We start from the raw sequence: 22,902 nt of genomic DNA, 5'->3' as shown, positions 1-22,902 counted from the left end.
GTTAGAATGAAACATTCACACCAAATACCAGTTGCTTGGATAATGGATACTTCAAAGCACCATTCATTTCAGGATCATAATCTTTCAACAAATGACTTTTAGCAACGGTCAATGGGTTAGTAATAGTAGCATATAAACGGCATTTGCTGATGCCGGCATTTTTCAACAAACGTTCCGGGAAGGTATATCCTAAAGTAATATTCTTTATTTTAAAGAATGAACCATCTACATAATTCAAACTACCATATCCTATATAACTTTTCGTTTCACGATTAGCATTTAATGCCGGGAAATCATTTGAAGGATTAGATTCCGTCCAATAGTTAAAATAAGTAGGGAAATTACCCTTACCTGTTGAATCATACCAACCTAACATTTCATAATTAATCATCTGTCCCCAACGGAAATAGGCATAAATAGTCAAATCAAAATTCTTGTATGTGAATGAATTTTGGAAACCCATCGTCCATTTGGGAGCATTATGACCTAATACTTGCGAATCAGCGTCACTATAAGTATATTTATTATCTTTAGTATAATAGATAATATCTCCATTCTTGTCAGTCAAAGGCTGACCATCATCCCCTACTTTATAGAACTTACCATCGGCTTCCTTAATCATTCCTGGCACATTGATTTTAATATCACCAGGAGCACAGCCAAATGCTGCTGCATCTGTTTCTTCACCCAACTGCCACATACCATCAATTTTTGGAGCATAGAATGAATTTACAGGATAACCTATAGACAAGTAATAGTCTTCATTCTTAACATGGTCTGCCGTACCGCCTATCAATGATTTTACTTTTTCATTATTCAAAGTGAAAGTCAAAGCAGAAGTCCATGTAAATTCTTTATTAACAATATTACGTGTATTCAATGTTAATTCCAAACCATGATTCTGTGTCTTTGCAATGTTCTTGCTCATATAATATAACTTAGAAGCATTGTACGCACCATTGACAACCGGCAAATTCTGCTTCCAAATTACACCATCCGTATTTGTTATATAATAATCGGCACTTAAATCAATACGGTTATTGAAGAAAGATGCATCCAAACCAATATTCCAGTTATGAGATCTTTCCCAAGTCAAATCAGCATTCGCTACATTCTCTGAAAATTTATAGCTATTTGTTTTTTGACCGCCCAAACTATAATATCCATCCAATTCTACAGTCGCAACAGAAGAATAGGGATCAATAGATGCTGCACCAGTCACACCATAACCCAAACGCAGTTTCAAATTATTCATCCAGTTACTGGTCCCTTGCATAAATTTCTCGTCCGATATTCTCCATCCTAAAGACACGGCTGGGAAAGTACTCCATTTATTACCTTTTGCCAGTCTTGAAGATCCATCTTGACGAACCGATGCAGAGAATAAATACTTACCTAAATACGAATAATTGATACGTCCTACCAAACCTAGCCCTTTAGACATAGTATAATTGGAATAAACAATTCCCGTACCATCCATGTTATGCCATAAGTACGAATTATTCTTTATATTATCCTGCTTTTGCCAAGACTTATCCGTTTGATTATGATTCCATGAGGTAACTGCTGTTACAGTAAATTCATGGTCTTTCTTGATATTAAAATTATAAGTGAAAATGTTTTCCCATTTATAATTATAGCTTCTGTTCTGATCAATCTGGGCATAAACACTAGCAGAAGTACCAGAAGCATTAGGACCATCTGATGCATAATATTGATAGGAACCGATACCTTGGAAATAATTCTTTTTATCGTACCCTAGACTAGCGTTCAACCGTGACTGGATAGTCATTCCTTTAAAGGGACGAATCTCAATATAAGGATTTAAAAACAGCTTGAAATTTTGATTGTTATCACGGTATACACTTTTATCTTGATTCAATAATAAATTAATAGTATTTCCATCACCCGGAACCGGAGTTACATTGATACTTCCATCTTCATTGTAAACGGTTCCCAAAGGAACAGACACTAATGAATTAATAAATCTGGAATATGCTTTATTTCTATAGACATAAGATCCTTGCATATTCACACCAACACTTAACCATTTTTTTATTTCATGGTCAATACGCATATTGGTAGAATATACTTTATAATCATCACCTGTAAATTGTCCCTGCTCATCTGAGAAGTTTAAAGAGAAATATGCTTTTGTTTTTTCCGTACCTCCTGAAACCGACAAGCTATAATTTTGTGTAACGCCAGTCTGCAACAGTTCATCAGCCCAGTCTATATATTGTCCGTTCAAATGTGCCTTATAAGCTTCGGGGGAAGAAAATAATGCCTCATCCGTAGAATATGTTCCGGCAATTTGGTTTGCTTCACGAAGTACATTGATATAACTGTCACCACTACGCATCTCAGGAACCGTGGCCCATCCGTTGAAACCGACATAGGCATTCAAATTGATATTAATTTTTCCTGCTTTACCACTTTTAGTAGTAATTATAATAACACCATTGGCACCTGCCGCACCATAAACAGCTGTCGAAGAAGCATCTTTCAAAACTTCAATAGACTCAATATCATTAGGATTCAATGTAGAATAATCACCCGGCATACCATCAATAATAAACATAGGATCACCGCTAGCTGTAAATGAACGAGTTCCACGCAATTGCAATTTAGGCCCTTCACCCGGTTGCCCTGAGGCCTGAGTTATATCCAACCCTGCAACACGTCCTTGAAGTGCTTGCATAGGATTAGTAGCAGGTGTCAAAGTTATATCCTCATTTTTAACGGAAGAAACAGCGCCAGTCAAATCCCGTTTCTTAACAGCACCATAACCAATAACTACCACTTCTTCCAAAGCCTGAGTATCCGGTTCCATCTTAATAGTGATCTGAGTGTTCTTACCTATGGTCACAGTCTGAGTTTTATAACCGATATACGATACCTCAAGCATCCCCTTACCTGTAGGAATATCTAAAACGAAATTTCCATCGAAATCAGTAATCGTTCCAACAGTAGCTTGTCCTTTCACTATCACGGACACACCAATCAACGGTTCTCCTGTTTCATCCACTATTGTACCTTTAACTGTATGCGTTTGCAAAACAGACTGCACCGACTCACTATCCATTCTACCACCCACATTTGCATACGAAAAAGCAGCCGGCATACATAATGCAGCTGATAATCCTAACACAACAGGTGTTCGTCTGATTCCGTAACCCAACGGCTTAGGACATTTCTTCATGTCTTTTCTCATTTTTCTATGGTTAACAAATTAATTAATAATCCATATTATTTATCTCTAATGTAGTAAAAATACGATGTTTTAGTTTTCTTTCTTCAGATAAAGTCATTACTTCCATTGCTTCATCAGAAACCAATAATACATTCTTGGCCTCTTCAAATACTTTCAGCAGTTCTGCGTGCTCCTTTAAAAGCTTATCCCAATGAAAAGCTGATTCAGGAGCATCATCCAGAACATACTTGATAAAGTCGTCATCCTTCAAAAAGTCTTCTACCTTGCTATACATCTTTTTTGTATCCACGTTACAATCATTTTTCATTATGACGGATAGTGGTTCAAAGTTGTACTCACCTGAAAACTTAAAATATTATCCTACCAATTCCCTTAATCTTGTAATACCTCTATGCATCAAATTTCGTACCGACTGGTAATTCATATCCATAATGGTACAAATATCTTCATATTTCTTCTCTTCTATATAATATAAGGTAAGTGCCTCACGTTGGCGCGGAGATAATTGAGCCAACAAATGTTTTACTTTTATATTTTCAAAACAACTTTTTTCCTTTTCCAAATATTGATGTTCTACATCATCACCTGCTGCAACGGGATTCAGTTCCTCAACAGCCGTTTCCGACATGAACATCCGTCTGCGAAGTTCATCACATAACTTGTTTTTCAAGGAAATGAGGAGGTATGATTTGAAGTTGTCAATGATACCCAATTCAGCCTTCTTTGTATACAATTTTACAAAGACATCATGAATGCAGTCCTTCAACAATTCTTTGTCAGTAGTTAACTTACATCCATAATTAAATAGAAGATTAATATGCATATCATATAATGTAGAGAATGCACTTACATCTCCCGATTGGAAAGCGGTTACCAAGCAAGCTGTCTTATCATTTAAGTTTTGTTCCATCACAGTATACTAATTATAGGTTGTTTTGATGATGATGCAAAACTAGGGAGGATACGCTACTTTTTTAGGTAATATTTGATTATTGGACCGAAAAAACAGATAACCTGCTGAAAAACATATATGCTAAATAATACAGATTTTCATTAAAAAGGAGAACCAAAATAAGTCCGGTTCTCCTTCCATGTACTAAATTCTATGAAACCAATAAATACAATCTTTGTTTTCCTCTGCTTTAAGCATATATATATCTTTAATATTCAATCGTTTAGCAATCACCGTTATTGCTCCGGTCTTCGGATCAACAGACTTCAATATGTATTTCCCAGGTGATAAATGAACAGGAATATCTGTTGCAGAATGGGAATAAATGATACTTCCAATACCAGATTTTACCAGTTTCTGATACTTATTTGTACCAGTATCCTCCATATCCATAGCAGCCGCATCAGTTAAAAAGCTTTCATCGGCAACCGGAACAACCGAGCAAGAGCCACTTGCCATGAAGACAGCCCAAGCCATATCCGGATAATTCTGCGCATAGTAAGTAACCGCTTTTTCCGGGAACTTCTTACGATATTCACTCACCGCCCGATAAGCTTCATCAAAAGTAACCTTACCTACTTTCATTTTACGGGCATGCTGACGGGGAGCCAGGTTCTTTCCACCTTCGGGAGCATAAAGACCATCCACTTTATAGTGCCAGTAACGAATATCAATAATGTCAACTAATTTCGCACGCTGCGTATCATTCAGAATGGCATCTTGAACATCCTTTGTCGCACTTAACGCCACGGTCGCTTTCTTACCGGTTTCTTTCTCCCACTCTCCTATCACATCCAGCCAGAATTGTACAAAATGCAACGGACCGGTAAACTCCGCACTGATCAGTTGTACCACATTTGCATCATCGGCAAAATTATCCAAGCATTGGCGAATATACTTTCTATGAAACTCACGACGTACCGGATGACTGATATCATAAAACATATCCGCTACAAAGATACGTTTGTCACCGGCAAAAGGAACAGGTTCAGGCATATCGGTCTGATTGATATTATTGGCCGACCGCCAAGGACAGTCTACCCAATGTGCTCCCGCCTCCAAGATATTATGCTGGAAGTAATTCTCATGGAAAAGCAAAAGACCTTTCTCCGCCCCTTTTTCGGCAAACTGCTTCAACCGGTTCCAATACCATGCATTGGGACGGTTCAAATCATACTTGCTCAATCCTTCCCAAGCAGTACCTTCTCCACTGCGGGCAAACGGTTGTTCGTAGAATGGCCCCCACACATCTCCATCACGGCGACGGACACGCTCATGATCGTCACGACGACGCTCATACCACAAACCGTAATTATGATCTAAAACCAAAATCTGATTCTTCACCATATAATTCACCGTAGAATCAATTCTATCCGTCAGCCCAAGTCCTTCGCGTCCCGGCACGAAACGGGTAACATGTGGCTTGGCTTTAGACAAGAAGCTGGTCCTCAGTTTCCCATTCCACCAAGGAACCTCCTGCCTGCCGCCTACCAGTAACCGGCCATCCACCTGCATACGTCCATTAATAATGGCAAACAGATGATCCTCTTTTTCCTTATATATAGGTGTCTTGAACTTCAAATCTTCTAAAGATTTCAGTTTTCCGGAAGACACACTGGCTGTATAAGGTGCTTCCTCAATCCATTTTTGCATAGTAAGACGGGGAGTATAAGCTTCCTTTGCCATCTCCATTGCCGCTTCTACGGTAGGACTGCTGGTTGCGTTGGTAGCCCTGGGAAGAATACGTGCCTGGTCAGAACAATCTTTATTCAAACGTGCCGCCAACTGTGCATAAAACAAGCTGCGGGGATGTACGTGATTATTTGATTCCGCCCATTGGCCGTCACCCGAGAATTGCGCCCAACAACCGTATGCACGGTTTACCGCATCTCTTGCCGGTGAATAACACTCTATCCCGGCAGCTGTACATTGCCAGAAAAGACTGTTGCCTGTATTCCAACCGGCACCATTTTTATCCTGTCCCAAATTCTTAAACACCAAATCATGGCCATCAATGTTTACCACATCAAATAATAACCCGCAAGCCCAGGAATCAATAGAACCGCTGAATCCTAACGACTCTTCCGAATCACACTGTACAAAAGCATTCGGACCTGCCGCACAAAATCCGGCTGAGAAATCATGAATACCCTGTTTAGAATAACAACGCTGAAAAAGTGTCTGCTGCCCCATAGTATAAAATGTACTGCGACGCATTCCACCTATCTCTGAAACAGGTTCTGTGGATACACAATCTTCTACAGTTGTTTTAGAGCCGGTACGCTGTACAATCACAGCACTTCCTGCAAAGTGCTTAAAATTTACCCTGCGCACCCAACAGTTTTCGGCATTTTCTATAGATACCCCCGTCCAGCAATGATCCTCATCTTTAGGATACTTCTTATCATAGTCAGAAGCCAATGTCAGATTCTCCAAACCTGCTTCTGCGATTCTGCCCGGCCAACTATAACGTAACACTTTGACAGTTCCCCATTTATTATCCAAAGCCATTGTCAAAGGAGCATCCAAAGTCAATTGGTTTCCATCCGCCTTACTTACCGACCTATCCCAAACCAAATCCATCTCTCCTTCTTTCCAGCCCAAAGCGGAAATACCTCCGCCAAAAATATCACAACCGACAGAAGCAATCCATTCTTTCGTAGAGGGGCGGACAATCCGGACCCGCTCTCCGGAAACCAGCTGTACATTATTGGTTACCTGAAAAGTACAAGTATTTACAGGAACGTATGATGTCAACACATCCAAGGTATCCGTAACAGCCAAATCATTCCGCCCTTCAATATAAAGCAAAGCTCCTCTGTCCACTCCCTTTTTCAACAATACGGTCTGTTCCCTGTCACTGCCGCGCAGCACGACTCCCGACACAGAAATACGCAAGCTCTCATTCAATTCAAAAGTTCCTTTATCCAGCAAAACAGCCCCACGAAAACCATTTTTATCCAAAGCCAATGAAGATACATAGTCAATGGCACGCTGAATACGAGAGGAATTATCTCCAGGCTTCCATGAAACAAAAACGGCATTCGCCACATCAGGTATAGGGTGTTCCGAGTTACGGTAACCGCAAGAAGAATAATCTAGAATACGGTTTCCGCGTTCATCAGTCACATAAGTCAGTTTTTCTTCCTTCACCTGTAAAGGAAAGGTTTGCGCAGAAATCCGCGCAAACCCCAAACTCAAAAATCCAAATAATAATAACTTATAATTCATTTTACATCAAACTTTTACGTTTTGCCAAAGTATCATGATTGTTCTTTATATCCGTCCAATTCACTTTCTTTGCAGGATCTATGCCATTAATGTATTTTTCAATATTGGTATACCCGTCACCATTACAATCTTTTACCGCATCACCCGGATCATTAGGATTGAGTCCATATCTCACCTCCCAGACATCCGGCATACCATCACCATCCGTATCAACCACAGGAGTACCTTTATATTCGGGCAAACCACCTACCTGACGGGGATCTGTAATGATCCCTTGTTTATAAGAGTCAACAGGAAGACGTCTTTTTACATAAGTACTAACGAATTCAGGAGCGTCTTTCACGTAAATAGCTTTCCCTGTCTTCACCGTCTTCATCACACGGGCATCCACCGCATCCCTTTTAGGGAAAGTAGCCCCGGCATTTTCCAATACATAATTATAGGCAGTTTTGGCATCCATAATAGTCACATGGGGCATTGAGAAAGGCTCGTTTACACGAATTTGATCTGTAAACTTCCCTGCGTCCGGCATATCGTACACCTGCACGCCGCCATCCCAATTATTCTTTGTCACACGCGCATTACCTTCCACTACATTTCCGGCTACATATGCTTTACCAAATGTATCCGGTTTCTTCTTGTCACGACTTGATTCGGGTTTCACAATCCGGTGGGCAATCGGCTTATCTTTCGGAGTGATAGGCCCCGGTTTAAAATAATTATTAATAATATTCAAACGGCTGGTTTCATCTCCCCCGTCAACAGAACGGTTCCACCAATTAAAAGTCACATTGTTTACCAGATTAAAATCCTCATTCATGCCAATGGAACAGTTACGGCTGATATTGGATGCGAACAAGTTACGGCAAAACATACTGTTATGCCCACCTATAGTCGCCCCGAAAGCATGATTGTAACAATCCAAAGCTTCCGAAAAAATAGAGTTCTGAATAGTTATGTTGACAGTAGGAAGCTTCAGACCATGCCCTGTGGAATCGCGATTGTATACATGGCGGTAAACAGACATGTTTTCATCCAGTCCCCAACTGGCAGAGCAGTGATCGATAATAACATTACCCACACAGTTACCTCCCAAAGCATCATCCCGGAAGAACACATCCTGCGCCCCCCGACGGAAACGCATATGGCGGATAATAATATCATGCGTATCAAGCAGGAAAGAGGCTCCTGTTACACAAACCCCATCCCCCGGAGCTGTCTGACCTGCAATAGTGATATACGGAGCACGGACGTTTATAGGAGTTTTCAGCCGGATAACGCCCGAAACATTGAACACAACAATACGCGCGCCACCGGTCTCACATGCCTCACGCAATGTTCCGGGCCCACTGTCGGCCAGCGAATTGACCACAATTACTTTTCCTCCACGTCCACCGGGAGTATAGGCCCCTCCCCCTTCTGCCCCGGGAAAGGCAGGTATGTTGCTCTTTATTAAATCCTCCGGTTTGGATGCCCATGGTTTATAAGGACGTCCTTGAGCAGCCTCGGACATTACTACAGGTAATGCTTTCGCCCATGCCTCATCCGATTTCCGGTCTATTTCCTTTTGTTGTTCTTCTCCTCTGATTTTTACCGAATCAGGAATTACAGGATACTGTGCCGCCACAGGCAACACACATGCAGTCAATGCTGCCACTGCAAATAGTTTCTTTAGTTGATTCATTTGGTCGCTAAATTATTATTTTTTCTATAACTTCGTAACATAACACCCTGCTTTTAACATGATTCAAACACACATTGCGAGTATTTCTATATCAAAGACGGAACAGAAAGCCTGTTGTACTCTCTATCCGCACATAAAAAAGAGCTTGACACCGTTTCACCGGGCAAGCTCCTTTTCCGCTTTTCAATAAACATTAATTTATATCTTTCCTCCACGTGCCTTGATACGTTCATACCAAGCCTTACGTTCTTTCACTAAATCATATCCCCGCTTAGAGAGGTAATTATTAATCCGGCCTTTGTATTTGCCGAAAGCAGCATGTTTCTTATTTGAATTTTCAGCATCCATGGCAAATTCACGGGCTTCAACAAGCCATGCCATAATCTGCGCTTTCTCTTCTTCTTTCAAGGTAGGAATCATGTCAACCGTAGCTTTATAAGTTACCATTACCACACCATAAGTCATGCCATCTTTCACTGCATCTATCTGCTTGGCATCCAAATAGAGCGAAAGATCGGCCGGGAAAGCGAAATGAGTACGGTAAAGCGCCGCATCCTTTTCAGCTTCGGCAGCTTTAACGGCTTCTTGTTTCGCATCGCCCGTCAGGGTTTCTTTTGCCAGCTTCACTTTGGCATCGCGCGTTTCGTATATGTCATTCAGTTTAAAATAACGGTTGGCTATGATAGTTGTCACTTCACGGGCGGCAACGGTATCTGTCAACTCCAGTTTATCTACAATCTTCTGCGAACGTTTCACAATAGATTCCACGTAAGCCGGATCGCGGCCTTCACGGTCCAAATCCACTGCTCCGGCGGTAATGACTACCGCCATGAGCAACAGAAACATTATACCTGACTTTTGTATCATATCCTGTCTTCTTTCCTCCGTTTATTACATCAACTTTCCTTTAGAAGCCAATGTATCATAATTGTTTCTCAAATCAGACCAGTCAATACAATTTCTAGTGCTGATACCATTAATATATTTCTCAATATTTGTATAGCCGTCACCGGTACAGTCCTTATTAGCATCCGAAGGATCATTAGGATTCAAGCCATTTGCCTTTTCCCATTCATCGGGCATACCGTCACCATCCGTATCCACATACGGAGTGCCTTTGTATTCCGGATATCCCCCCATCTGGCGGATATCGGTGATGATACCCTGTTTATAAGAATCTTTCGGCAAGCGGCGATATTTAAACTGTCCGTCTTCTCCCATTGATTTAGGAGCCAGCCCGGTCAAATCACCGTTAGCATCCTTGGCCATCTTCTTATCATAATAAGGAACGCCTGTTCTCACTTCCTCTACAATACGTTCATCCACAATATCACGGCAAGGAATGTTGGCACCTGCATTTTTCAGTACAAAATCGTATGCATCATGTGCGGAAGTAATGCGGATGTACGGCATTTCAAAAGGACGGTTGCTACGCATATTCTCCGTATATCCATCTGTATTCGGCTGAGTTTCAATCTGGATACCACCTGCCCAGTTGTCCTCTGTAATGGCAGGATAGCCTTCCATAATATTACCATCAGCATAAACACGGCCATACACTTTATGATCCAATTTGCTTCGTCCCGCTTCGGGTTTCAGGATGCGATGCCCCACAGGAGTATCTTTCGGAGTGGCCGGTCCCGGTTTATAATAGTTGTTTATCATATTGAACATAGCGGTATAATCGCCACCGTCCGAAGAGCGATGTACCCAGTTGAACACCACATTGTTTACAAAATTGAAAACACCATTCCAACCGACGGAAGGATTACGTCCCGAATTACTTGCCCACAGGTTACGCATAAATGCACAATTCTCACCACCTAAAGTGCTGCCGAATGCATGATTGTAAGTATCCAGCGCTTTTGCCGAGATAGTATTCTGTATGGTAACATTTACGGTAGGCAGTTTCAGATCTTTTGATTCATATTGTCCTTCGCTGGGGTCGTACATATGGCGATAGAAAGAAATGTTCTCATCCAATCCCCAAGTACAAGAGCAATGGTCAATCATGATATTTCCAATCGGGTTGCCTCCGAAAGAATCGTCACGATGCCATACTTTTGTTTCGCCACGGCGGAAACGCATATGGCGTACCACTACATCATGCGTATTTACCCAAAAAGACTCTCCGGCAATACATACCCCGTCACCCGGAGCTGTCTGTCCTGCAATAGTGACATATGGAGCCCGGACGATAATGGGAGATTCCAATTTAATAATACCTGAAACATTGAAGACAATGATACGTGCTCCACCTGTCTCACAAGCCTCACGGAAAGAACCGGGACCACGGTCATTCAAATTAGTCACGGTAATCACCTTACCGCCACGACCGCCGAAACTGTACATACCTCCTCCTTCAGCACCGGGGAAAGCAGGAATTCGTGCCTGCGGCAAATCGTATGGACGGGAAGCCCACGAAATATACGGACGACCTTCTCTCGCTTCTTTCTGTACAACAGGCAATGCTTTTGCCCAGGCTTCGTCAGAGCGGCGACGTTCTTCACTCATCATTTTCTGGTAGGCTTGCTTCGCTTCCTCAGTCAACTGGGGATACTGGGCCATTGCCACTGGAGCAATAAAAGTAGCCATACACAGTCCTAAAAACATTTTTCTTTTCATACTTTATTCTTAAAAAATTATATCTGTGCTATAAGTAAGTTGGAATTTATATTCCGTTCTCTTTTTCTTAACAATTATCTTTTTCAAGACGCACTTTTCGGGGATATGTACTCAAAAATGCTTGTATCTGTCATAATAAACTAGCAGATATAAAACTATCGTATTAAATTATTTCCTAGCATCCAATGTGCCTTCTGATTCATAATAATCCAACCATCCTTTTGATTGTTCCAACCACGGATTCATATTCAATACATTAGAGGGCAGACCGGACAGGTAATAGTTTTCCTGCCATGAAATTACTGCTTCCTGACCATTCACATTATCTACCGGAGTTTCTCTATCCTGTAAAACAAAGTGCTGGCTCCAGAACTCTCCCAACCTATTCATTTCGGCTTGTAAGTCTGCCGCATTATCCACATCTACAGGCTCAAAATCAGCAATGACAGAAACAAGAGGATCTGCCTTTCCGTCATAATCCTTCACTTGTAAATATTTACCCACACGGGCAGTACCATTTAACGGCTCAATACCCAAGGTAGTACAGGTGGTATTGTTATCACTTGCATCATCATTATACAGCATCCAACGCCATAAATCCCAATAACGCTTACCCTCATAAGCTAATTCCACCTGACGCTCACGCAGACAAGCCTTAATAGCTTCATTCTTATCGGTAATCGTTCCCAAGCCATAATTATTGGATGCAGGAATACCTACACGGGCACGAATTTCACCAATTGTTTTCACTGAATTACTTATATCCCCCGTAGCTGCATAACATTCTGCAAGGTTCAACAACAATTCAGCATAACGATATTCGTATACATCAGTGCCATCCCATTGATATGTGTTTGCACTATTTTCAGCCGGATCGGACATTTTACGTACTATCGCCGGACTGCTGCCTTCATTTTCCGTGTAATAATGCAACTGAGAACCATCTTCTTTCGTTTCACTCCAACGATAATTCCAAACTACGGCATCTGCATCCTGATCATATCCCCATTTCGCTCCGGAGAAAGTAAACGTGTAATAGAAACGCGGATCACGATTCTTGAAGAATAAAGAACGGTCGTACCCGTTTATCGCCTCACCATCATCATTTACAGCTTTGGAACCATCCGCCATCGGGAAAATATCCAACATACCCATAGGAACATGATAACCGGAACCACTGCCACCCATTGTTTTCAAGCGGATTGTTTTCTGCCATCCACTATGTTCATCATTTTTAGAGGTAGAGCTAGCCAACAGTTTGACCATAATCACCTCCTTACATTCCTGATTGTCAAACTTGTAGAACATTTCATTCCAGTCTTTGGCGGAATTGCCATACAAACCATAACCTTCGCTGCTCAAGAAAGCCTGTGCTTCTAGAGTAATATCCAACGCATCTTTCCAGCGTTTACTGCCTGTATTATTCCAATCTGCATTAAAGATAGGGCTTGCAAATACCAGCGCCACGCGGCTTCTGTATGCCAATGCAGCTTCCTTGGTCAACCGTCCATACTGGTCACTTCCCCATTCTTTACGAGTGGGAAGCAGATTCGCAGCCTCTTTTAAATCACTCAAGATCTGGTTGACACATGTTTCCACACTTTCACGATTATAATCTTTAGCTCCCTCACGGTCGGCCGCCATAAGCACTTTATTTACCACAGGAACAGCTCCGTATACACGTACCAAATCAAACAACTGCATGGCACGGAAGAAATAAGCCTGTCCTTTCGCTTTTTTTATGGCAGCTTCCGACAAGTCCTGACCATATTTATCAACTCCTTCCAGAATTTCATTGCAACTGCGGATACGGCTATATGGATCATTCTTTATATTCGTAGCCAGATTACTGCCAAAATAAGTTTCACAGTCCGTAGCTTTTTTCAAACTTCTGGAAGCGTCAAATTTCTTCTCGATACCCCATTTCTCCTCCGTATAAGTTGAATAGTCATTCCAGTTACCGGACAAGCCGTATGACTGTGGAGGGGTCATACCCGACTTATAAAAATAGTTATAATACACATTCTGAATATATAAGTCCAAATTAGATTCGATGCCGAAAGTCTTTTCCGGTGAATAACTGTCATACGGATTCATATCCTGCAAGAACTGGTCACTGCAACTGCTAAATGCCAATCCGGCTGCCAATAACACAGTATATAATATGCGCTTTTTCATATCAATGATTCTTTTTAATTTTAGAATGATACATTTACTCCCAACGACCACGTTCTCAATGTAGGATACAATGAAGTTGTTCCACAATACATATTACGATAATGATCGGGATACGGGTTATAGAAATCCCATAGATTATTACCTGTCAGACTTAATTTAGCCGACTGGATCTTTAAAGGTGACAACCATGCCTTAGGCAGCGTATAACCGATACTTAAGTTACGGATATAGCAACGGAACGTACTGATAGACCAAAAATCAGACGGTGCAATTACTGATCCTGATATTCTGTTGTCTAAACCTAAATTAGGATATTTCCCCGTCGTATTATTTCTTTCATCAAACATATCTTCCCAGAATGAGTCCGGTGTCCAAAGCATATCCCCACTGGATGTTGTGATTTTATTGACGTCAATCTGGCGATAACCACCCCATGAAGTGGCAATCATCATATTAAAGCTGATACCTTTCCATTCCGCCCCCAGTTTGGTGGTAAAACCATATGTCTTTCCACTCTTATTCAGTTTGGCATAATCCTGGGTCTTGGCAATACGTCCGTCGGGCCCCGACTGCGTACCATCCTCATTCAATACGCCACCCAAATCCTGATAAGCCAACATACCCGGTTTTAACTGACTGGCATCTTTTACGCCCAAATATTCCGGAGAAGTGCCTGCGGCTTCTGCATTGGCCGATAAATAGTTCCAATAATTCTCAATATCATCACTGTTCCGTAAAATACCATCTCCGGAACTTGTACCTCTCCATACTTTATACCCGTATGTAGGGAATATAGTAGAAGCACCCTCTCTTACAGAATTTTCCTGTATATAACTCGGAGCAGACTGGGGCCATTCTCTTACCCTGTTGCCATTAAATCCAAAATTCACTCCGATATTATATTTCACCTGATCTATTTTATCGCGCCAATTCAAAGAGAATTCACTACCAAAAGCATCAATACGCCCAAAGTTCACTTCTGTCAAAGCACCTCCTGCAAAAATAGGAGTACCTATGATACCACCGATATTCTGATTCAAGATGTCAGAGTTTATATCATAGTACACATCCACAGTCGCACTTAAACGGTTATTGAGGAAACGCAAATCAAAACCAAGATTAAATTTATCGGTATTATCCCAATGCGCATCAGGATTAGGAGTCGCTCCCGGCTTGATACCCGTTTGCAGGATACCACCGTTAGAACCGAATCCATATCCTCTACTAGGATCCAATGAATAGAGTTGCTTCCATCCCCATGCTTTGATATTATCTTTACCGGTACGTCCCCATGAGAAACGTACTTTCATGTATTCAAACCATGACGGCAGCAACTTCTTCATAAATTCTTCTTCCGAAGCTACCCACCCCACGGAAACACCCGGGAAGAAGCCCCAATAATTGGCCGGAGCAAATTTAGTGGAAGCATCGCTACGGAATAGGAATTGGAACAAATACTTATCGGCATAATTATAGCTTACACGACCTAAATAAGACAAAGAACCCTGTTTGTATTTATATGTAATAGAATTACCTGTATCCATCGCTCCCGCACTTGGCGAAGTACCCAAATAACCATCCGGGTCAGGGTTATTAAACAACATCCGCTTGGAATGCATATAAGCCTGCATTTTTTCCACTGCAGCCATGGCGGCAATGCTATGCTTGCCAAACTTTCCTTCATAATTCACATAGAAGTTCAATTGCTCGTTTTTAGCCATCTGGTCTGAATATACCACACGAGTGCTTCCCGTAAATTCTTTTAATTGATAATCGGAAACAGACGGATGATCGCTATAAAAACGATTTCCGGGTGTCAATGCATCGCTTGCTTTCAGATAAGCCAACGTAAATGGCATAAATGCCTGCTCACTATCACTGGCACTACGCTTCAACGCATAGCTTCCCTTGAATGAAAGACCTTTGATAAACGGAACGGCATAAGTGACGGAGAAGTTGGCATCATAACTGAAATTATCATTCGTGGAATAAGAACCGTCATTATTCTCCATAGCAAAATAATTCCATGTACTCATTTTATTGCCCGATGTTGCATTACCCGCACTCGAGTAACTATTCAACAAAGGAGATGTATAATAGGTATTACCATCATCCAATGTTATCTCCCATGGCAAATAATTCGGCATATGAGCAAGAACCAAATAATCACCGGATTCACCGGGCTTAGTTCCCCCATAACCGTTCAAATTGCTTAAACCTTTGGTAAAACTCGATGTGGTTTCCTGCTGGTTACCCGCTATGGTTGCAGAAAATTTCAAATCGGAAGTCAATTTGATATCCACACCTGCACGGAAGTTCCATCTATTATAATCCTGTTTTCCAAGATTCGCCCCCTGAGTATAGTAAGAAGCACCCGCAAAATAAGTAGCTTTCTCGCTACCGCCACTTACATTGACCGAATGGTTCATTGTAAAAGCGCCGGACCAGGCTTCATCCAGCCAATTGTAATTCAAGCCATCCATCTCGGCCAGTTCCGCTTCATTATAAATTTTATTCATCCAGTTTCCATCCGGATCCATACTTATCTTATTATTGGCCAAATTAAAGGAATTGGCAAAACGTCCATAAGCTGCTCCTTTTAAGGTTTTAGGATGTCCCACTGCATCATTAAATCCGAATTTACCTGAATAATTGATTTTGGGAGCTCCTGATTTACCTCGTTTGGTCTTTACAATAATAGCACCTTGCGAAGCACGGGAACCGTAAATGGCAGCACTGGCATCACGAAGGACTGAAATACTTTCAATTTCAGAAGGATCAAGGGCATTGAAAGTTTCTAATGTCGGAAGACCGCTGTTGGCATCTATCTGAATCACATCATCGATTATGACCATCGGATTAGTACTACCACCATCTTTAGAATACGAGAAAGATTGACGAATAGACATAGTTGCCCCTTCACCCGGACGGCTGTCACCACCACTGATACTCAAACCAGGTATCTGTCCCGCTAGCGCAGCACCCAAATTCGACACCGGCAAATCTGAAATTTCCGAAGGAGTAATAACCCCGATAGATCCTGTCACATCTTTTGCTTTCTGAGTACCGTAACCGACTACAACCACTTCGTCCAGCATTTTGGAATCTTCCTTCAGCACCACTCTAAAGTCTTTTCCTTGTTTCGGAGCAATCGTTTGCGGCACATACCCCACAAATGAAATGACAACCTTCTTGCCCGAAGGGACTTGCAAAGCAAATCTTCCGTCAAAATCAGTAATGGTACCGTTTGTAGTTCCTTCCACCATCACACTGGCACCAATCACCGGTTCACCAGTTTCATCAACCACCTGTCCGGTGACAGTTTTAGTCTGTTGCACCGACTGGGATATAGGAAATCCTGTCTCAGCGGATACTCCCTGAACAGAAACTCCTGTCAGAAACAGACTGAGACAGACCACTTGTGTCAAGTTGCCAATCTTGTCCAGCTTCTGAAGAAATGCATTTTCTTTCTTCATAGAATCATTTTTAAAATTAAAATATTATCTTATTTTTCTTGTTGAAATATCTGTTTCAGATAAGCGACATTCGTCCCGAAGTTTTTCTTTACATTCCGGACTTCATCCTTATTCCGTGACCGTTCAATGACCAGCCATCCGCTCCACCCCATCTTATCAAGGGTATGCTTTACGGCATTCATATCCAGACGGGTATTATAAGGAAGAGTAACCCCGTCTGTATCCGTACAATGTATCTGACAAATCCGATCCTTTCCCAATTTTTTCAACTCTTTACAGAGGTCGCGTCCATTTTCCAACGCATTTTGAAAACTATAATAAATCTTTATACCTTTCGAATTAATTTCTTTCAACAGTTTTATATCCCCTCCGGCGTCCAAAGGAGTACGGATACCTATCACTACTCCATCTTTCACTGCCATTTCTCCCACTTCGTGCAAACGGCTTACCAACTCCTGACGTGCATCACCCGCTACTGTCCAGTCCTCTTTTATGCCGCCTAATGGAAGGAAAGCTACTTGGGCCCCCATCACCTTCATCGTATTCAAACAATCCTGCACTAAAGCTTTATAATTATGATGAGTCAAGAAAGATTGTCCAAAGAATCCGGACATCGCCACAGAAGGGACTTCAATATGCTGTTCCTGTGCTGTTTCTTTAAATAATTTACAGAAATGGGGCTGGTGGAACTTATTATCAAAAGTATCCCGTTTTCCCAAGCCTCCCATGTCCATTTCTATGCCATCACCTCCTAGTTCCTTCATCAATTGAAAAGAACCGATCTTCTGACGCTTTAGCATCATCCAGTCACACGCAGCTATTTTATAGCGTTGTTTTCCCTCTGAATTCTGTGCTCCCAAAGGCAGTAACATAAACAGGAGCATGATTAAACTGATAATTTTTTTCACATTCATCGTAATCTAGTTATTGTTTAGAATTAAGACGAATCACAAAAAAGTATGTAATCACTAAATCTTAATAAAGTCCAAAAATAACTTAGCAAACAAATAAGACAATCCCGCAAACACGACGCTCGCCTACATCTGTTTACGGGATTCCTGCTTTATAAGGTCAAGAAATCAACCTTTACGCCATTCATTCATATATTCCCTCGGAGTCTGATCATATTTCTTACGAAAACATTTACTGAAATAACCGGAATCCTTGAAGCCCACGGCAAAAGCTATTTCTGAAATACTCATATCCGAGTTTTTAATCAACTCTATTGATTTATTCAGACGAATCTCTTTCACTAAATCCACCGGAGCAAACCCGGTCAGGCTCTTTAACTTCTTAAAGAAAGCCGAGCGGCTCAGCCCGATAGTCGATGCTATAGTATCTATATTAAAATCACTATTATCCAGATTCTCTTCTATAACCTGATGAATCTTTTCAATGAACTGCACATCTTTCTTCACCAGGAACTGTTCGTATGTATCCTGTTCCTCCTTATGTTCTTCGGGCTGCTGCCATACACGTTCACGGAACAATTTACGTTCATTCAGCAACTGTTCGATACGTGCTACCAGATAGTCTTTGCTGAAAGGTTTGATGATATAGGCATTCGCTCCCATGCTTATCGCTTTGGTCTTCGCTTCATCATTACCTTTCGCCGTCAGGATAATCACCGGAATATGACTGATCTGGAAATCTTTACGGATGCGTTGCAACATCTCTATTCCATCCATATTCGGCATCATCTGGTCGGTGACTACCATGTCGGGATGATAAAGATGTACTTTCTTCAGCCCCTCCACACCATCATTGGCCATATAAATATTGAATTTATCTTCCAATTGCAGCTTCAACATATTGCATAAATCCTTATTATCTTCTACAATCAGCACGGTAGGCAAAGACGAATCGACAGGCTGTTCTTTCTCCTCCTCGCTTTCCTTGCCGGCAGAGGCAGAAACAGATTCAGCCTCAGGAACACTCACCGTTTCCCCGCCCATATAGAAATCGACTTCCGACGGTTTGTAATGCTCCTTACCCAGTTGCAATTCAATGGTAAAGACCGCTCCCTTCCCTTCAGGACTCTCTGCATAGATTTCCCCATGATGCAGACTGATAATTTCCTTAGACAAAGCCAATCCGATGCCCGTTCCCTGATAATAAGCGCCACGTGCATTGTCAGCCTGCGAGAAACGCTCGAAGATTTCGGAAAGCTTGCTTTGGGGAATCCCCACACCGCTATCTTCCACCCGTACATAACAATGCCTGTCATCATCCGACACTCCCATCGTGACATAAATATTTCCCCCGGCAGGAGTGAACTTGAACGCATTGGAGATGATGTTGCGGATCACGATAGCCACTTTCTCCTTATCCGCCCATACCATGATATCCTCACCGGCCAGCTGGAACGTGAAGCTGACTTCATTTTCTTCGGCCATCACCCTGAATTCTTTCTCAAAAGAGTCTACCATCTCATTCAGGTTGAACAACGACACATGCAGACGCATCTTGCCGTTCTGTATTTTACGGAAATCCAATATCTGATTGACCAGTTGCAGCATCTGTTTGGTATTCTTTTCCATCAGATCCACATATTGCATTCCTTTCTGAGATAGTTTCTCCTTTTCTCTCAGTTCCTGAATAGGCCCTTGGATCAGAGTCAGCGGAGTACGCAACTCATGCGAGATATTGGTAAAGAACTTGATTTTCAATTCGGACAATTTTTGTTCGATATACACATCATTCTTCACCTTAATCATGAAAAGAGATAATTTTATAGCCACCAGCAATAAGGCTACGGCTATAATCATATAGATAACATACGCCCACCAACTGGCCCACCAAGGCGGCAGAATGACAACGGTCAACTCACGGAAAGACTCCAAACCGGGATTTGCCTCATCCAGTGTCTGTACTCTGAAAAGATACTTGCCGGGAGGAACATTGGTATAGGATGCTATACGGTTCTTCCCGTTATAGTGCCATTCTTTTTCATATCCTTCCAAAATATATTTGTAAGACACACGGTTCTGATTATTATAGTTCAACGCCGCAAACTCTAAAGTAAACATGGACTGGTTATGATTCAATGTAATCCTGTCTGTATAGGTAATGGACCGGTCAATAATGGGATGGTCCGTATAGCTGCGTATATCCCGGTTTGATATCTGACATCCTACAATAAATGTATTATAATCAAATCTTTGCGTTTCCAGCTTATCGGGAGAAAAGGTCAAGATACCCTCTTTACACCCCAGCCAAAGTTCTCCGTCCAGCGTTTTCAGTGCGGTGTTTTCTTCCATCACAACCGGAGGAAAGCCATCATATTTGTCATAGTTACGCACCTGGCTTGTCGCTCTGTCAAAACAAGAGAGTCCTTTTTCTGTAGCAAGCCAAAGAAAACCGTTATCATCTTCTATAATAGACATCACCACATCATTATTCAATCCGTCTTCCCAGCCATACGATTTAAATGAAAGCTTATGCGTTTCCTCATCGTATCCCGACAATTTGCTCAATCCTCCACCAAACACACATACCCATATCTGAGAGAACTCGTCTTTATAAAGCGCGTACACATCGCTATCGGCATAATTTACCCGGTTGGAACCACGATAGGTTTCAAAATCAATCTGCTCCACTGAGGCAAAGTTGTTTTTAAAAGACATCAGCCCGTCCATCGTACCTACCCACATACGCCCGTCATTATCCTCTATCATATTTCTCACTTCCATATAAAGGCCATACGTAGGATAGTTCTTGAATCCGTTATATTTATTCTTAAAAGTGACTTCCCCATTTTCCTCACAAAGCAGATTCAATCCTCCGTCCAAAGTACCCACCCAGATACCTTTCTTTTCATCCTGATAAGTGAAATACACATCATTCCCGCTGATCGACGACAAATCAGACAAATTATGCAGATAGCGTTTAAAACGGAAACCACCTGCAGCTTTCTCATCAGGAACAGCTTTCACCAATCCGTCGCCTTTGGTAGAGAACCAAAGGTTTCCCTTGTCGTCTTCCATGATGTGATATACATTACCTATATGCTCGTCACCTGTCGAAAAAACATGTTTGGTTACACCGTTCCGGTCCATCCGATAAACACTCTGCCAACGGGTGCCCACCCAGATATCGCCACTTTTTGATTGGAAAAGGGCTCTTACCCCTGTCGCATAATTTTCCCGACCGGCTGATTGCGGAGACAACGAAAGCAGATTGAATTGCTTCTTGGGGAAATTCATGCAATACACCCCTTCATCGGCAGAGGAAAGCCACAATACCCCGTCATTATCCAACATCAGATGATAAAACTGCTGATTTGCCCTATCATTAGAAAGTTGTTTCAATTTATTAATATAAACCATCTCCACATGTTCCCTGTCGAACAACCAGGCCTCTCCTGCCGGAGACAGGAAAAAAAGCCCTCTTTCGCCGGCATCTTCCGAATACAGGGTGGTTATCTTGCCGAACATGGTAAACGGAAACCGTTTTGCGGTATGGTTCAACGGATCATAATAAATCAGCGCCTTCTCATTTTCGTGAAACCATATTTTATCATACTGGTCTATGAATGCATGAGTAACCATAGCGTCATTCATTTCAGTATTTATCTTTTGCAACCTGCGCTCGGCCAAATCATATTCGTATGTACCTTGTCCGGCCACACTGAGATAGACATAACCTGCCGGAGTAACCAGCAAATTGCTGATCGCACCTTTTATTTCGGAAAGTACATACCGGTTTACCAAACCGGTCCTTACATCGATACTGTAAAAAATACCCGCACGATCTCCGACCCATACCTTCCTGCCATCCTCAAAGAAACTGGTAAAACTATCCTTGTCACCGGAATTAATCTTACTGGTTATGAAATCGGCAGGCCGGGATGCCAATTCCGCTCCTTTATGCACGGCAGACACCTTATAATCAGTTCCTATCCAACTGATATATTCCTCCGTTTCGCACAGGACATGGTGTTTCAGTGTATAATCATGCTTGTTTATCTCGTCCCGAGAGTCGAACAGAATCTTGATAGTTACCTGCCCCTTTTCATCTACCCCGGCCAACAACAGATTTTTATCTTTGGTCAGCAACAACACATCCCCCTCGGCCGTATTTTGTAATTTTATCACCTGAATATTCTCCGAATAGTTCTTCATGTCATCATAAACAGCATGAAAACATTCGGTCACTTTATTGAAGACATACAACTTACGGTCAATGGTCTTTACCCATATATACCCGTTTTTATCCTCGACTATGCGCTGGATCTTACGTGGCGGCACATCCGAATCGTGCTCCTGTTTATTGAATGTTTTAAACTTCACTCCATCGAAACAACATAAGCCATACCAGGTTCCGAACCAGATAAAGCCATCTCTGTCTTTCAAGGTACAGTTTACCGTATTATTAGGAAGCCCTTGATCTACAGAATAATGTTCCACAATCATATTCACATTATATGACCACAGAGGAAAGCTTGTCAGGCAACAAAGTATAATAAGTATATATTTCTTCATAAGTATTTAGTTTTCTTCAAACCGAGATCAAAGATAAGAAAAAATCCGTTGGTACTTAA

General features: G+C 41.8%; 11 protein-coding genes. All 11 read right to left on the bottom strand.

Annotated elements, in window-relative coordinates:
* Window position 1 precedes the first annotated feature (1 nt).
* A complete protein-coding gene (locus BVU_RS14730; protein ID WP_005844670.1) occupies window positions 2–3,202 on the bottom strand; it encodes a SusC/RagA family TonB-linked outer membrane protein in 3,201 nt (1,066 codons plus the stop codon).
* Window positions 3,203–3,236: 34 nt separating this feature from the next.
* A complete protein-coding gene (locus BVU_RS14725) occupies window positions 3,237–3,521 on the bottom strand; it encodes a hypothetical protein (protein WP_032938975.1) in 285 nt (94 codons plus the stop codon).
* A 48-nt stretch (window positions 3,522–3,569) separates the two neighbouring features.
* Window positions 3,570–4,124, bottom strand: coding sequence for an RNA polymerase sigma factor (locus BVU_RS14720; RefSeq protein WP_005844675.1), 555 nt, complete (start codon window positions 4,122–4,124; stop codon window positions 3,570–3,572).
* A 186-nt stretch (window positions 4,125–4,310) separates the two neighbouring features.
* Window positions 4,311–7,397 (bottom strand): DUF6298 domain-containing protein, encoded by a 3,087-nt coding sequence (locus BVU_RS14715; RefSeq protein ID WP_011965815.1) that lies wholly within the window; start codon window positions 7,395–7,397, stop codon window positions 4,311–4,313.
* A gap of 1 nt (window position 7,398) precedes the next feature.
* A complete protein-coding gene (locus BVU_RS14710) occupies window positions 7,399–9,081 on the bottom strand; it encodes a polysaccharide lyase (RefSeq protein ID WP_011965814.1) in 1,683 nt (560 codons plus the stop codon).
* 198 nt (window positions 9,082–9,279) lie between these two features.
* Window positions 9,280–9,948, bottom strand: coding sequence for a DUF3826 domain-containing protein (locus BVU_RS14705; protein WP_005844681.1), 669 nt, complete (start codon window positions 9,946–9,948; stop codon window positions 9,280–9,282).
* A 24-nt stretch (window positions 9,949–9,972) separates the two neighbouring features.
* Window positions 9,973–11,706, bottom strand: coding sequence for a hypothetical protein (locus tag BVU_RS14700; RefSeq protein WP_005847858.1), 1,734 nt, complete (start codon window positions 11,704–11,706; stop codon window positions 9,973–9,975).
* Between the two features lie 168 nt (window positions 11,707–11,874).
* On the bottom strand, window positions 11,875–13,884 hold the full coding sequence (locus BVU_RS14695) for a RagB/SusD family nutrient uptake outer membrane protein (RefSeq protein ID WP_008667374.1): 2,010 nt from the start codon (window positions 13,882–13,884) through the stop codon (window positions 11,875–11,877).
* Between the two features lie 20 nt (window positions 13,885–13,904).
* Window positions 13,905–17,360 carry a SusC/RagA family TonB-linked outer membrane protein gene (locus tag BVU_RS14690; RefSeq protein WP_011965813.1) on the bottom strand — a complete coding sequence of 1,152 codons (3,456 nt, stop codon included), beginning with the start codon at window positions 17,358–17,360 and terminating at the stop codon, window positions 13,905–13,907.
* Between the two features lie 29 nt (window positions 17,361–17,389).
* Window positions 17,390–18,274, bottom strand: a complete 885-nt coding sequence (locus BVU_RS14685; protein ID WP_011965812.1) for a sugar phosphate isomerase/epimerase family protein — start codon at window positions 18,272–18,274, stop codon at window positions 17,390–17,392.
* A 165-nt stretch (window positions 18,275–18,439) separates the two neighbouring features.
* Window positions 18,440–22,843 (bottom strand): hybrid sensor histidine kinase/response regulator transcription factor, encoded by a 4,404-nt coding sequence (locus tag BVU_RS14680; protein WP_011965811.1) that lies wholly within the window; start codon window positions 22,841–22,843, stop codon window positions 18,440–18,442.
* Between the last annotated feature and the right edge of the window lie 59 nt (window positions 22,844–22,902).

The organism is Phocaeicola vulgatus ATCC 8482 (assembly GCF_000012825.1).
Classification (GTDB): Bacteria; Bacteroidota; Bacteroidia; order Bacteroidales; family Bacteroidaceae; genus Phocaeicola; species Phocaeicola vulgatus.
This window is presented reverse-complemented; position numbering and strand designations above follow the sequence as displayed.